The organism is Hymenobacter ruber, assembly GCF_054783255.1.
In genome coordinates, this window is sequence record NZ_BAAGQX010000004.1 from 1,748,802 (window position 1) to 1,761,818 (window position 13,017).

Sequence of the window (13,017 nt, forward strand, 5' to 3'; positions counted from 1 at the left end):
ATGAACGCGCTGCCCCTGACCGGCCTTATCGACCGTCGTATTCTCTTGAATTTTCGCGCCGACCCGGCGGTGGTTAGCAGGCTGTTACCCGCTCCTTTTCGGCCACAGTTGCAGGCAGGTAATGCGATGGTGGGCATCTGTCTGATTCGCTTGAAGCAAGAGCGGCTTCGCGGCTTGCCAGTGGCGTTCGGGCTAACGTCGGAAAACGGGGCCCACCGCATCGCCGTTGAGTGGGAAGCGGGCTCCGGGTTGCAACAGGGCGTTTACATTCCCCGCCGCGACACCTCTTCCCACATCAACTGCCTGGTTGGAAACCAACTAATTGGCAAGCACTATCATAGCAAATTCCAGGTAAAGGAGCAAGGCGGCCGTTACGCTGTCTCGTTTCTCAGTTCCGACGGTACTTGCCTGGCGGTAGAAGCTGAGGAAACCACGAACTGGCCGGCATCCAGCATTTTTGCCAGCCTGGAACAAGCTTCCGAATTTTATCAAAATGGCGCGGCTGGCTACTCACCCAATTCCTCCGGGTCGGGTTTTAGCGGAGTTGAGCTCAGCACGCGGCAATGGCAGGTTTCGGCCCTGTCTGTCGGCAATGTCATTTCCAGCTATTTTGAAGATACCGCCCTGTTCCCACCCGATTCTGTGGTTTTCGACAACGCCCTCTTAATGACGAACACAGCCCACGAGTGGCACCGTTTATCGGCACTTTAATACTGCATTGTGCTTTTTTTGGTACGCGTCTCCCCGACCGCTGCATCCCAACAGCGGGGACCGTGCGACAGTCATGCACCAGGGAATTTGCCACCGTACCGTTGGCATTGCGGCACGGACCGTTTCAGCTACCGTTGGTTGGTGCCGTACATTTTCCACCGGCCAAAAAAGGCCGCCGCTGCAACAACGATAACCAGCCCCACTGTGGCGTAGCGGAATCCGCCCTGGCCGGTTTGCGTCCAGCTCCACCAGGCCACAATACCCGCCAGAAACATCAGCGTGGTGACCAGCAACAGCCGCATGGGAGAAACGTATGGGGACTTCAACATGGTTTTCATGGCTGGGAGAAGTTTAAGGTCAGCATCAATAAGCAGGCTGAAATATTCAGGCAAACAGATTCGAGCTACTGTCGGATATCCTGCACTACAATCTAATATATTAATTTTATTGTATTGATACAAACAATCTGGCCAGCGCAGGCTGAGGCAGCGCGCCCCGCTTGATGCTTACTCTACCATTGTGCCCTTCTCGGCCCGCGTCTCGCTCATGCGCCAGTACACCAGCAGCGAGAGAAGCGCGCAGCCCGTCACGTACCAGTAAAACCATTCTTCCACGCCGTGCTGCTTAGCAAATAGCGCTACATACTCGGCCGTGCCGCCAAAAATGGCCACCGTAAGGGCAAACGGCAGGCCCACGCCCAGGGCCCGGATTTCGGTTGGAAACAGCTCGGCCTTCACCACCGCGCTGATGGACGTGTAGCCGCTTACCACAAACAGCGCCGCCACGAGCAAGCCCGCCGCCAGCCAGGCATCGTGGGTTTGGGCCAGCTGCCGCAACAGCGGCACCGTGCCCAGCGTGGCCCCAATGCCAAACATCAGCAGCACGGGCCGCCGCCCCACCTTGTCGGAAATGGCCCCGAGTAAGGGCTGAAATAATAACGCCACGGCCATCACCCCAAACGAAATTATGGTAGCCTGTTCCTTGGTAAATCCCGAGGTGTTGACCAGAAATTTCTGGGCGTAGGTTGTGAAGGTATAGAACGCCAGCGTGCCGCCCAGCGTGAGGCCGACCACGGTGAGCACTGCCCGCGGGTGCTGCATCAGCAGGCGAAACTGGCTGGGCGAGGGCGCGCGGCCTTCGCCTTCGGGATTGGCCGAAACGGTACTTTGCTGCTGCTCGAAAGCTGCCGTCTCGCCCATATGCGTGCGCAAATACAGTGCGCCCATGGCCGCCAGCGCCCCGATGACGAACGGGACGCGCCAGCCCCATTCGCCCAACTGGGCGGGGGTGAGCAGCTGCTGCAAGCCCAGCTGCACCACCAGCGCCAATAGCTGCCCACCCATCAGGGTAAGGTACTGAAAGCTGGACCAGAAACCCCGGTGCTTAGCGCCCGCCATCTCGCTCAGGTAGGTAGCCGAGGTGCCGTACTCGCCCCCCACGCTGATGCCCTGCACCAGCCGGGCCAGCAGGAGCAGCGCCGGCGCGACCACCCCGATGCTTGCGTAACCGGGCGCGGCGGCAATCAGCAATGAGCCCCCAGCCATAAGCCGCACCGAAAGCAGCAGAGCGGCGCGGCGCCCATTGCGGTCGGCATACGCGCCCAGCAGCCAGGCCCCCAGGGGCCGCATCAGGAAGCCCACCGCAAATATTGCGGCCGTATTCAGAAGTTGGGCCGTGGTACTGCCCTTGGGAAAGAAGACGGGAGCGAAGTAGAGGGCAAAGGCTGAGTAAGCGTACCAGTCGTACCACTCAACCAGGTTGCCGATGGAGCCGCTGATGATGGAGCGCAGCCGCGAAACCGGCGGTGAAACTGTAGTTGTAGTCATGAGGCAAATAAACGGTTTGCGCAGCGCCAAGGTCGAGCTCTTTAGCTTTTCTACTCGAAATACGCTGTCGGCAATGGCCGTAACTTTGCAAAGGCATTGAGCAATTCAATGCCCACAATCAAAAGGATAGCCACCTTTCATATTACACAAATGTTAAAACAAGAATTAGAAATACTCCTCGTCCCTGAAGTTGCATTTGATGAGCTGGACCGCTACGAAGCCATTTTAAAGCAGGCCGGGTTAGCACCGGGCGAAGCTGATTTTGTGCATATCCGCCGCCGCTCCATTGATGCCCGGGGGCGGCAACCGCTCGTGCGTCTACGTGCTGACATCTACCGCAGCACCCCACCAAGTGAATTGTTTGGCCCCTGGTTTATTTATCCAAATGTGAAAACAAATAGTTCGCAGGTACTTATCGTTGGCGCGGGTCCGGCAGGGTTGTTTGCTGCGTTGCGCTGCCTTGAGCTGGGGTTGAAACCAATCGTGCTGGAGCGTGGGCGCGACGTTCGCACACGCCGCCGCGACCTTGCCGCCATCAACAAAGAGCAACTGGTAAATCCCGATTCCAATTACTGTTTTGGTGAAGGTGGCGCCGGCACCTATTCGGATGGCAAGCTTTATACCCGGGCTACCAAGCGTGGCGACGTGGGCCGCGTGCTCCGCCGCCTGGTGCAGCACGGTGCTACGCCCGATATTCTGGTGGATGCCCACCCCCACATTGGGACCAACAAACTGCCGGCTGTGGTGCAAGCCTTGCGCGAGGCCATTATCGAGGCGGGCGGTGAAGTGCATTTCGAAACCCGCGTGACCGACCTGCTGCTTGACAACAACAAACTGCGCGGCGTAGTCACGGCCAACGGCGAGAGCATCGAAGCGGAGGCGACCATTCTGGCCACCGGCCACTCGGCCCGCGACATTTACGAGCTGCTGCACCGGCGCGGCGTGCTCATCGAGGCCAAACCGTTTGCGCTGGGCGTGCGCGTCGAGCATCAGCAGGAGTTGATTGACCAGGCGCAGTACCGCCGGGCCGAGCGCGGGCTGCTGCCGGCCGCCTCCTACTCGCTGGTACACCAGACGGAGGTGCGCGGCGAGCAGCGCGGCGTGTTTTCGTTTTGCATGTGCCCCGGCGGCTTCATCGTGCCGGCGGCCACGGCCCCGGGCGAGGTGGTGGTGAACGGCATGAGCCCAAGCCGCCGCGACTCACGCTTTGCCAACTCCGGCATTGTGGCCGCCGTGGAACTGTCCGACATGGACGTGAAGCAGCACGGCCCGCTGGCCGGCCTGCATTTTCAGCAGCAGATTGAGCAGCTGGCCTGCCAGGCGGCGGGCGGCACGCAGCGGGCTCCCGCCCAATTGCTCGGCGATTTTTTGAAGGGCAAAACTTCCGGCAGCCTACTCGAAACGTCTTACCAACCTGGCCTCGTTTCGGTGCGGATGGACGACGTGCTGGGGCCGGTGCTGGCCGAGCGGCTGCGCCAGGGCTTCCGCGATTTTGGCCGGAAGATTCCCGGTTACGCCACCAATGCGGCCCAGATTGTGGGCGTGGAAAGCCGGACTTCGGCCCCCATCCGTATTCCGCGCGACAAGGACACGCTGCGGCACCCGGTGGTGGCGGGGCTGTACCCGTGCGGCGAGGGCGCGGGCTACGCGGGCGGCATTGTGTCGGCCGCGATGGATGGCGAGCGGTGCGCCGAGGCCGTGCGGGCCGCGGTGAGCCGCTAGTTGCGAACCAGCGGCAGTGGCATGGCGCTGAGGCGCGCCAGCACCCGGCGTACCATCCGGGTGCAGCGCGCGCCCAGGTAGGCAAAGGTGTGCTGCGGGGCAAAACCGGCCAGCTGGGTGCGCAGCTGCTCGCGGGCCCGCAGCAGGCGCACTTTCACGTTGGCCTCGCTGATTTGCAGGGCCTCCGCGGTGGCGGCCACGCTCAGGCCTTCTACTTCGCGCAGCACGAATACGCTGCGGTAGTTGTCGGGCAGCGCTTGCACGGCGGCTTCGAGGGCTTCGCGCAGCTCGTCGTTTAGCACGGTTTGCAGAGGCGTGGGGGTGGCAGCGACGGGTTCCGGCTCGTCGTCGGACGGGGTATTGAGGTCGACAAAGCGCTGCTGGCGCCGCCGGTCCATCAGGCATTCGTTGAGCATGATGCGGGTGAGCCACGTCGGAAAGCTGGCCCGGCCCGCAAAACCACCGAGCTGCACATAGGCCTTAACCCAGGCATTCTGCATGGCTTCTTCGGCGGCGGCGGGATGCCCCAACATGGCCACGCCGGTACGGAACATGCGCTGATTATAACGCCGCATAAGCAGCTCAAAAAGCTGCTTTTCGCCCGCCAGCACCCGGCTGATTATTGCAGCATCGGTAAGTGGGCTGTATGGCATGAGGGCCAAAGGCGGCAGCATGATGGATGGTGCAATAATGGTTTTCGCCGGGGACATTCATTAGATGCCCCGACCTGGAGTTCGGTTACAGAAAATAGCAATAATAAAGTGTAACCCGCCGCAGGGGTAATTCATCCAATGGCAACAACCCTTTAAAACCCCATTGCCATGTTACCCTCCGCCAACTTCCCCTACGCCGGACCGGCTGCCCGGCCCGTGGCCGGCCCGGTCCATACCGTGGTGCGGGCCCTCACCTTTACCTACGGCATCGTGCCCATCGTGGCCGGCCTCGACAAATTCACAAACCTGCTCACTAACTGGGAAGCCTACCTCGCGCCGGGCCTGGTGAAGCTGCTGCCGGTTCCGGCACATTCGTTTATGATGCTGATGGGCATTATTGAAATTGCGGCCGGCGCGCTGGTGCTGTGGCGGCCGCGCCTCGGGGCCCGCGTGGTGATGGCCTGGCTCACGGCCATTGCCCTGACGCTGCTGGCCAGCGGCCGTTACCTCGACGTGGCCGTGCGCGACCTAGTGATGGCCGTCGGGGCGTGGGCGCTTGGCCACCTGGAATCGGCCAGCCAGCCGCATGCGTAACCTGGCAGCCCCACGAGCGGTTATTGCGTATGGAGCACGAACGTTTTTGCATCCGCACGTATTTAACTACCCATGGAATCCACGAAGAAAACCCTCGTTCTCGGGGCCTCAGATAATCCCTCCCGCTACTCCTACCGGGCGGCGCATATGCTCAAAAACCACGGCCACGAAGTGGTGCCCGTGGGCATCCGCAAAGGCCAGGTGGCCGGGCTCGATATTCACACCGACCGCCCCCAGGAAACGGACATCGATACGGTGACGCTGTATGTGGGGCCACAAAACCAGCCCGCCTGGTACGACTACATTCTGGACCTCAAACCCAAGCGTATTCTCTTCAACCCCGGCACCGAAAACCCCGAGCTGGAACGTCTGGCCCGGCAGCGCGGCATCCAGACCGAAGAGGCCTGCACACTGGTACTGCTCTCGATTGGGCAGTATTAACCACCCTGACAAATCCAACTGCGCGCCTCCCGAAAGCTGATTTCGGGAGGCGCGCCTGCTTTTGCGGGGCGGCAGTAACAAGGGTTGAATTCTGCATCTTTTTGGCCTGATTCCGTACCAAAGCCGGGGCCGGAATGCCCGAATTTTGCACAATCCCTCGGGCATCTTTCTAACGGTGCTCCTATTAATTATGTCACCCTCTCCTGAAACCACTACCCTCGACATTGAAGGCATGAGCTGCGCGGCCTGCGCCTCGGCGGTGGAAAAGTCACTGGCCCGCACGCCGGGCGTGCAAAGTGCCCTCGTCAACTTCGCCACCGAAAAGGCCACCGTGCAATACCGGCCCGACCAGGCCACGCCCGCCACCCTGAAAGCCGCCGTGGAAAACGCCGGCTACGGCGTGGTAGAACGTGCGCCCGACACCAGCGCGGCCGACCGCCAGGCCGAAATCGATGCCCAGAAAGCCGAGGCCTACCGCCAGCTCAAGCGGCGGTTCGGCGTGGCGGCGGCGCTCGCGGCCGTGATTATGGCGCTGAGCATGCTCATGCTCTGGCCCGCGATGATGGCCCGCCTCAACATGCAAGGGCTGAACTGGGCCCTACTCCTGCTCACGCTGCCGGTGCTGCTGTTCAGCGGGCGCGATTTTTACGTTTCGGCCTGGAACGGCTTTCGGCACCGAGCCGCCAACATGGACACGCTGATTGCCGTGGGCACGGGCGCGGCCTTCATCTACAGCCTCGCCGCCACGGTTGCGCCCGGGGTTTTCCTCAGCCGGGGGCTGCGGCCCGAAGTGTATTACGACACCACGGCCACCATCATTGCCCTGATATTATTGGGCAAGGTGCTGGAGCTGCGCGCCAAAACCCAGACCTCGGCCGCCATGCGCAGCCTAATCGGCCTGCAGGCTAAAACCGCCCGCGTGGTGCGCCCCGACGGCCAGGAAATCGACACTCCTATTAATAAGGTACAGCTGGGCGACATTGTGCTGGTGCGCCCCGGCGAGAAAGTGGCCACCGACGGCCTCATCACCGAAGGCCGCTCGGCCCTCGACGAAGCCATGCTCACCGGCGAAAGCCTGCCGGTGGAGAAGCAAGCCGGCGATGCCGTGTTCGGGGCCACGCTCAACAAAACCGGCTCCTTCCGCTTCCGCGTGACCAAAGTGGGAGCCGATACTTTGCTGGCCCAGATTGTGAAGCTGGTGGAAGATGCCCAGGGCAGCCGCGCGCCCATTCAGCGGCTGGCCGATAAAGTCAGCGCTATTTTCGTGCCCACGGTGGTGGTTATCGCCATTCTCACGTTTGTGCTGTGGTTCGATTTGGCCCCGTCGAACACGCGCCTGCCGCTGGCGCTGGTCAATTTTGTGGCCGTGCTCATCATTGCCTGCCCCTGCGCGCTGGGCTTGGCCACGCCCACGGCCATCATGGTGAGCACGGGCAAGGGCGCCGAGCACGGCGTCCTTATCCGCAACGCCGAAGCCCTCGAAAAAGCCTACCAGGTAAACACCGTGCTGCTCGACAAAACCGGCACCATCACCCGGGGCGAGCCGGCCGTGACGGATTTCTGGGTCGCCCCCGGCCAGCTCAAGGAGAATTTGCTGGCCTTGGCCGCCGCCGTGGAGCGCCAGAGCGAGCACCCGCTGGCGGCGGCCGTGGTGCGCTACGCCGAGGCGCAAAACGTGGCCTCGCCGCCGGCCACCGATTTTCGGGCCATGGAAGGGCGGGGCGCTGCGGCCACCGTGGCGGGCCAGGCCTTGCTCATCGGCAACGCCGGGCTGCTGGCCGAAGCGGGAATTCCCCTGCCGCCCGCGCTCACCGCGCAGGCTGCGCAGCTTCTCGCCCAAGCCAAAACGGTGCTCTACGTGGCGGTAGCGGGCCAGCCGGCGGGCCTCATCGGCGTGGCCGATACGGTGCGCGAAACCTCCCGCACGGCCATTCAGCAGCTGCAAAAAATGGGGCTCGAAGTGGTGATGATGACCGGCGACAACCCCGAAACTGCGGCCCAGGTGGCGGCGCAGGTGGGCATCACGCGCTACTTTGCCGAGGTGCTGCCCAGTGGCAAAGCTGCTCAGGTGCAGGCCCTGCAAGCCGAAGGCCGCGTGGTGGCCATGGTGGGCGACGGCATCAACGACGCGCCCGCACTGGCCCGGGCCGACATCGGCCTGGCCATGGGCGGCGGTACCGACGTGGCCATGGAAACCGCCGGCATCACCCTCATGCGCTCCGATTTGCAGGGCGTGGTCACGGCCATCGAGCTGAGCCGCCAAACCATCCGCACTATCCGCCAGAACCTGTTTTTTGCCTTCGTGTATAATACGCTGGGCATTCCCATCGCGGCCGGGGCGCTCTACCCGGTATTCGGAATGCTGCTCTCGCCCATGCTGGCGGCGGGGGCCATGGCGCTGAGCTCCGTGTCGGTGCTCACCAATTCGCTGCGCCTGCGGGGCTTCCGGGCTGAATAAATCCTCGTTCCTCTACTTCTATAGACAGTTCCGCCATCATCGTCACCATTGCCGGCCTGAGCCTGGCCGGGTTTGTGGTTTGGTATTTCTTTTTCTCATCGCGGCCGGTGGCCAGCGCCGTGTCTTCCACGGGCGGCGTGCAGGAAATTGACATCACCGTAAAAGGCGGTTACTCGCCCAATGTGATTGAGGTAGAACGCGGCAAGCCGGTGCGGCTCTATTTTTACCGCGACGAGGAAAACAGCTGCTCCGAAGAGTTGCTCATGCCCGATTTCAGCATCCGACGCGAATTGCCAGCCTTCAAAACTACCCTCATCGAGCTATTGCCGCAGCAAGCAGGCCGCTTCGATTTCACCTGCGGCATGGGCATGCTGCGCGGCAGCCTCCTCGTGAAATAACCGCGCAAGCCATCCCACGGCATCAGCATGGCATTATATGAAAACTCTTTTTCTGACTTCTCTGGGCCTTTTGTTCGGCACTTTGGCGTTGGCTCAGTACACCAACATGCCCGGTATGAGCATGGGCGGCAACGCCGCCATGCCCGGCATGGCGGCCGACAGCAGCGGCACGATGATGGAAATGCGCAACTCGTTCTCGAAAAGCCTGCCCATGACGCGGCAGGGCTCGGGCACCAGTTGGCACCCAGATTTCTCGCCTATGTACATGCAGATGGCCCAGGCAAAAGGCTGGGATATGATGCTGATGTACTCCGTTTTCCTGCGCTACACCAGTCAGAATTTCAATCATAGCGCGCTGCGGGGTGATGCTAATTTCCGGGCTAACTCCTACGTGATGGGCATGGCCAACCATCTGGTGGGCCAGCGCGGGCTGTTCAGCATTCAGGCCATGGTATCGGCCGACCCCGTGACGGTGGGCGGCGCGGGCTACCCGCTGCTGTTCCAGACCGGCGAGTCCTGGAAAGGCGAAAAGTTGCACGACCACCAGCACCCGCACGACCTGCTGAGCGCGCTGGCCGTGGGCTACACCTACGCCGCCAGCCAGGATGTGGACCTGACCGGCTACCTCGGTTACCCCGGCGAGCCGGCCATCGGGCCGCCCGTGTTCATGCACCGGCCGTCGGCGGCCAACCTGCCCGCCGCCCCGCTGGGCCACCACTGGCAGGATGCCACCCACATTCAGTTCGGCGTGGCCACGCTGGGCGTGCGCTACCGCAACGCCAAGCTCGAAGGGTCCCTCTTCACCGGCCGCGAGCCCAACGAAAACCGCTACAGCTTCGACCGGCTCCGGTTTGATTCGTATAGCGCCCGCCTCTCGGTGAACCCGTCCGACAACCTGGCCCTGCAAGTCTCGGCCGCCCACCTCAAAAGCCCCGAGGAGCTGGAGCCCAACGACAACGTGGACCGCACCAGCGCCTCGGTGCTGCACAATGCGAATGTGGGCAAGGAAAGCATTTTGTCGTCCACCTTCGTGTGGGGCATGAACCGGCACAGCGGCATCGGCGAGGAAACGACTTATTCCCATTCCTTCCTGCTTGAAAGCAACCTCCAGGCCCGGCAATTCAACCTCTTTACCCGCCTCGAAACGCTCCAGCTGAACTACGACGAGCTGCTGCTGCCCGCCGCCACCGACCACGACGCCCACGCCAACCGCCAGGTGGCGGCCTTCACCCTGGGCGCGTCCAAGTACATCGCCAAAACCAACGCCAGCTGGCTCGACCTTGGCCTCACGGGCACCCTCAATACCTATAATACCGACAACACCACTTTGCTCGAAGCCTACGGCCGCAACCCGCTTTCCTTCGAAGTGTACCTCCGCTTCATAGCCCCGCGCATGAACATGCACATGGGCCACGGCGGCATGAAGCACCACGGAATGCAAGGCATGAAAATGTAAAGCGGCTAACTGCTTAGTGGCTGAACGCAGCGCCGGTAATACGGCGCTGCGTTTTTCTTTTCATCGCGCCCAATGCACCGCCTGCAAGCACCGTTTATATTTGGCCTCAGATTACGGTGATGGATTGCCACCGCGAACCGCCGGAGCGCACCGCCCCGCGCTGATGATTCCTACGAAACGGCACAGCCCCGATGGCCGCGCCGCATAGCTCATCCTGCCGTTCGCGCCCATGTTTGCATCCGCCTTTTTTGCCCGCCTGCGGGTTTCCCAATTCGTTTCGGTTCTGCTGTTTTTGCTGCGCTGGCTGCTGATATGCGGCCTGATTGGCGCACTGGCCGGGACTGCTTCGGCCGGCTTTCTGGTGTCGCTCGATTGGGTCACGCGTTGGCGCGAAAGCCACCCGTGGGTGCTGGCGCTGCTGCCGGTGGCAGGCCTGCTTATCGGACTGGCCTACCATCATTTCGGCAGCCGGGCGGTGCGCGGCAACAACCTTATTCTCGATGAAATCCACCGTCCCAGCCAGCGCTTACCGCTGCGCATGGTGCCGCTGGTGCTGGGCGGCACGCTGGCTACGCACCTGTTTGGCGGCTCGGCGGGCCGCGAGGGCACGGCCGTGCAAATGGCCGCCGCCCTCGCCGACCAGCTCCCCCGCTGGCTCCGCCTGCGCCCGCGCGACCGGCGCCTGCTGCTCATCGCCGGCATGAGCGCAGGGTTTGCCTCCGTGTTCGGCACGCCGCTGGCCGGGGCCGTGTTCGGGCTCGAAGTCTTTCTGCTGGGCTCCATTCGCTACGATGCCGTGCTGCCCAGCTTCCTGGCCGCCGTTTTTGCTGACTTCGTAACGCGGGCCTGGGGCGTGGGCCACACGCACTACCCCACGCTCGGCGAGCTACCACTTACGCCGCTGCTGCTGGGCTGTACGCTGCTGGCGGGGGCACTATTTGGTCTCACGGCGCGGGCGTTTGCCACCCTCACGCACGGCATCGGCCGGGTTTTCAGCCGCATCAGCTATCCGCCGCTGCGGCCGGTGCTGGGTGGCGTGCTGGTGGCGGCACTGCTGTGGCTGGCTGGCCCCATTCGCTTCGGCGGGCTGGGCATTCCGGTCATTGTCGAAGCTTTTCAGCACCCGATGGCTCCCACCGATTGGGCGTGGAAATTGGCCCTCACGGCACTCACCCTGGGCTGCGGCTTCAAGGGCGGCGAGGTTACGCCGTTGTTTTTCATCGGGGCGGCGCTGGGCAGTGCGCTGGCCCTAGTGCTGCCGCTGCCAGTGGCGCTGCTGGCGGCTATAGGCTTCGTGGGTGTGTTTGCCGGCGCGGCCAATACGCCGCTGGCCTGCCTGCTGATGGGGCTGGAGCTGTTCGGGGCTAATGCGGGCGTGTACTTGGCATTAGCCTGTGTGACGGCGTATTTGTTCTCGGGTCACACCGGTATTTATGGGGCGCAGGTGGTGGGCCAAGCCAAGCACATGCGCGATGGCCGGCAGCAAGGCCGGCCGCTGAGCGAGCTGCCCTAGCGGGGCCTACAGCAGAATATCAAACGTGAGGGCGGGCATGACGAGCAGCTTCCGACTCGCGACGCACATCTCGCCGGCCTGATAATCGGCTACGAAACCATTGGCAAATAGCACGTTGATGCCGGCGCGAAAATCATTGCTGAAGCGCAGGTTCAGGCCCATGCCGCCGCCCACGTTGAAGTCCGCCAGGGTGCCCTTATTAGCATTGGGACCCAGGTCCCAGTGGTAGAGAGAATAAATGCCACCGATGCCAACCACCGGTTCCAAGCGCGGGTTTTGTAGGGGAATGTAATAGGTGAGCAAGCCAATGCCCCCGGCACTAAATTCGTTCTGCCGATGTGAATCGAACACCTGCGTAGCCACCAGCCGCCCGCCAAAATGCGGCCCGAAACGCCCTTCCGCCTGCACACCCAGCACTTTGGGATTGCCTAGAATGCCCAGGGCCACGGTGTATTTTCGATAGATAGCGGGCTTGATGGGGGCCTCCTGCGCCGCCAGACGTGAAACGGCCAACGAGCATAGGAATAAGGGGAGCCGTTTCAGCATAATGGCGTTGATTAGCGCCTGCGAATCTACTGCTGCAAATTCAAGTACGGGGCACGAAAAAAACTTCCTACCCTAGGCAACCATCTACCCACTTTCCGCATCTGCCGCCCTGACTCACCATCCTTTCTGCTCCTTTGCCCACCCTTACCGTGACGACCGAAGCCGACCTCATCGCTGCTTGTGTGCGGGGCGAGCACCGGGCCCAGCGCCAGCTCTACGACCAACTGGCCGGGCTGATGCTAACCGTGTGCCGCCGCTACCTCAAGCGCCGCGAAGATGCCGAAGAAGCCCTGATTCTGGGCTTTGCCAAGATGTTTAGGGCCCTGCCCAACTACCGTTTCGAAGGCAGCTTCGAGGGCTGGGTGCGCCGCATAATGGTGAACGAAGCCCTGATGCAGCTGCGCCAGCGCGAGATGATGACCGTGTCGTTTGAGGACTTTGCCCAGCCCGAAAACCTCGCTACCACCGCCGCCACCGCCGAGACCGAATTGCAGGCCGAAGACCTGATGAACCTGCTGGCCACGCTGCCCACCGGCTACCGTACCGTTTTCAACCTTTACGCCCTGGAAGGCTACGGCCACCAGGAAATTGCCGAACTGCTGGGCATCAGCGAAGGCACCAGCAAGTCGCAGCTGAGCAAGGCCCGCGCCATGCTCCAGCGGCGCGTTCAGTTCTCGACTATTAATCCGAATTAAGTAT

The 13,017-nt window shown here is 62.2% G+C and carries 13 protein-coding genes and 1 riboswitch; of the genes, 9 read left to right on the top strand and 4 right to left on the bottom strand.

Annotated features, from left to right (window positions below; all coding sequences use genetic code 11):
- Entirely contained in the window at positions 1-711 is a 711-nt protein-coding gene (locus ACYVM5_RS18015) for a YqjF family protein (RefSeq protein WP_460619483.1), read from the top strand.
- 128 nt (positions 712-839) lie between these two features.
- Here ACYVM5_RS18015 and ACYVM5_RS18020 read toward each other — a convergent pair whose 3' ends face one another.
- Entirely contained in the window at positions 840-1,049 is a 210-nt protein-coding gene (locus ACYVM5_RS18020) for a hypothetical protein (protein ID WP_460619484.1), read from the bottom strand.
- Positions 1,050-1,217: 168 nt separating this feature from the next.
- Positions 1,218-2,537 (bottom strand): MFS transporter, encoded by a 1,320-nt coding sequence (locus ACYVM5_RS18025; RefSeq protein ID WP_460619485.1) that lies wholly within the window; start codon positions 2,535-2,537, stop codon positions 1,218-1,220.
- A 150-nt stretch (positions 2,538-2,687) separates the two neighbouring features.
- Here ACYVM5_RS18025 and ACYVM5_RS18030 point away from each other — a divergent pair, with 150 nt between their 5' ends.
- Entirely contained in the window at positions 2,688-4,259 is a 1,572-nt protein-coding gene (locus ACYVM5_RS18030) for an NAD(P)/FAD-dependent oxidoreductase (RefSeq protein WP_460619486.1), read from the top strand.
- Here the strand turns inward: ACYVM5_RS18030 and ACYVM5_RS18035 are convergent.
- Positions 4,256-4,933 (bottom strand): RNA polymerase sigma factor, encoded by a 678-nt coding sequence (locus ACYVM5_RS18035; protein ID WP_460619487.1) that lies wholly within the window; start codon positions 4,931-4,933, stop codon positions 4,256-4,258. The two genes, ACYVM5_RS18030 and ACYVM5_RS18035, sit on opposite strands and share 4 nt — an antisense overlap.
- A gap of 147 nt (positions 4,934-5,080) precedes the next feature.
- Here ACYVM5_RS18035 and ACYVM5_RS18040 point away from each other — a divergent pair, with 147 nt between their 5' ends.
- The 6 genes from ACYVM5_RS18040 (at position 5,081) to ACYVM5_RS18065 (ending at position 11,772) form a co-directional block, all read left to right on the top strand.
- Positions 5,081-5,506 (top strand): hypothetical protein, encoded by a 426-nt coding sequence (locus ACYVM5_RS18040; protein ID WP_460619488.1) that lies wholly within the window; start codon positions 5,081-5,083, stop codon positions 5,504-5,506.
- Between the two features lie 72 nt (positions 5,507-5,578).
- Positions 5,579-5,947, top strand: a complete 369-nt coding sequence (locus ACYVM5_RS18045; RefSeq protein WP_460619489.1) for a CoA-binding protein — start codon at positions 5,579-5,581, stop codon at positions 5,945-5,947.
- A 190-nt stretch (positions 5,948-6,137) separates the two neighbouring features.
- Positions 6,138-8,405 (top strand): heavy metal translocating P-type ATPase, encoded by a 2,268-nt coding sequence (locus tag ACYVM5_RS18050; protein ID WP_460619490.1) that lies wholly within the window; start codon positions 6,138-6,140, stop codon positions 8,403-8,405.
- 74 nt (positions 8,406-8,479) lie between these two features.
- Positions 8,480-8,803 (top strand): cupredoxin domain-containing protein, encoded by a 324-nt coding sequence (locus tag ACYVM5_RS18055; protein ID WP_460619491.1) that lies wholly within the window; start codon positions 8,480-8,482, stop codon positions 8,801-8,803.
- 37 nt (positions 8,804-8,840) lie between these two features.
- The gene (locus tag ACYVM5_RS18060; protein ID WP_460619492.1) at positions 8,841-10,259 is read left to right on the top strand and encodes a hypothetical protein; all 1,419 of its coding nucleotides are present in this window, start codon (positions 8,841-8,843) and stop codon (positions 10,257-10,259) included.
- 106 nt (positions 10,260-10,365) lie between these two features.
- Positions 10,366-10,439: riboswitch (Fluoride riboswitch) on the top strand.
- Positions 10,440-10,488: 49 nt separating this feature from the next.
- On the top strand, positions 10,489-11,772 hold the full coding sequence (locus ACYVM5_RS18065; protein WP_460619493.1) for a voltage-gated chloride channel family protein: 1,284 nt from the start codon (positions 10,489-10,491) through the stop codon (positions 11,770-11,772).
- A gap of 6 nt (positions 11,773-11,778) precedes the next feature.
- Here the strand turns inward: ACYVM5_RS18065 and ACYVM5_RS18070 are convergent, their stop codons facing one another.
- Entirely contained in the window at positions 11,779-12,285 is a 507-nt protein-coding gene (locus ACYVM5_RS18070; protein WP_460619494.1) for a hypothetical protein, read from the bottom strand.
- A 167-nt stretch (positions 12,286-12,452) separates the two neighbouring features.
- On the opposite strand from ACYVM5_RS18070, the gene ACYVM5_RS18075 reads away from it, so the two are divergent.
- The gene (locus tag ACYVM5_RS18075; protein WP_460619495.1) at positions 12,453-13,013 is read left to right on the top strand and encodes an RNA polymerase sigma factor; all 561 of its coding nucleotides are present in this window, start codon (positions 12,453-12,455) and stop codon (positions 13,011-13,013) included.
- The last annotated feature ends 4 nt before the right edge of the window (positions 13,014-13,017 follow it).

Excerpts from the sequence above, each read along its gene's own strand:
- ACYVM5_RS18015 (WP_460619483.1), top strand. The coding sequence starts at position 1 with ATGAACGCGCTGCCCCTGACCGGCCTTATCGACCGTCGTATTCTCTTG.
- ACYVM5_RS18020 (WP_460619484.1), bottom strand. The coding sequence starts at position 1,049 with ATGAAAACCATGTTGAAGTCCCCATACGTTTCTCCCATGCGGCTGTTG.
- ACYVM5_RS18025 (WP_460619485.1), bottom strand. The coding sequence starts at position 2,537 with ATGACTACAACTACAGTTTCACCGCCGGTTTCGCGGCTGCGCTCCATC.
- ACYVM5_RS18030 (WP_460619486.1), top strand. The coding sequence starts at position 2,688 with ATGTTAAAACAAGAATTAGAAATACTCCTCGTCCCTGAAGTTGCATTT.
- ACYVM5_RS18035 (WP_460619487.1), bottom strand. The coding sequence starts at position 4,933 with ATGCTGCCGCCTTTGGCCCTCATGCCATACAGCCCACTTACCGATGCT.
- ACYVM5_RS18040 (WP_460619488.1), top strand. The coding sequence starts at position 5,081 with ATGTTACCCTCCGCCAACTTCCCCTACGCCGGACCGGCTGCCCGGCCC.
- ACYVM5_RS18045 (WP_460619489.1), top strand. The coding sequence starts at position 5,579 with ATGGAATCCACGAAGAAAACCCTCGTTCTCGGGGCCTCAGATAATCCC.
- ACYVM5_RS18050 (WP_460619490.1), top strand. The coding sequence starts at position 6,138 with ATGTCACCCTCTCCTGAAACCACTACCCTCGACATTGAAGGCATGAGC.
- ACYVM5_RS18060 (WP_460619492.1), top strand. The coding sequence starts at position 8,841 with ATGAAAACTCTTTTTCTGACTTCTCTGGGCCTTTTGTTCGGCACTTTG.
- ACYVM5_RS18065 (WP_460619493.1), top strand. The coding sequence starts at position 10,489 with ATGTTTGCATCCGCCTTTTTTGCCCGCCTGCGGGTTTCCCAATTCGTT.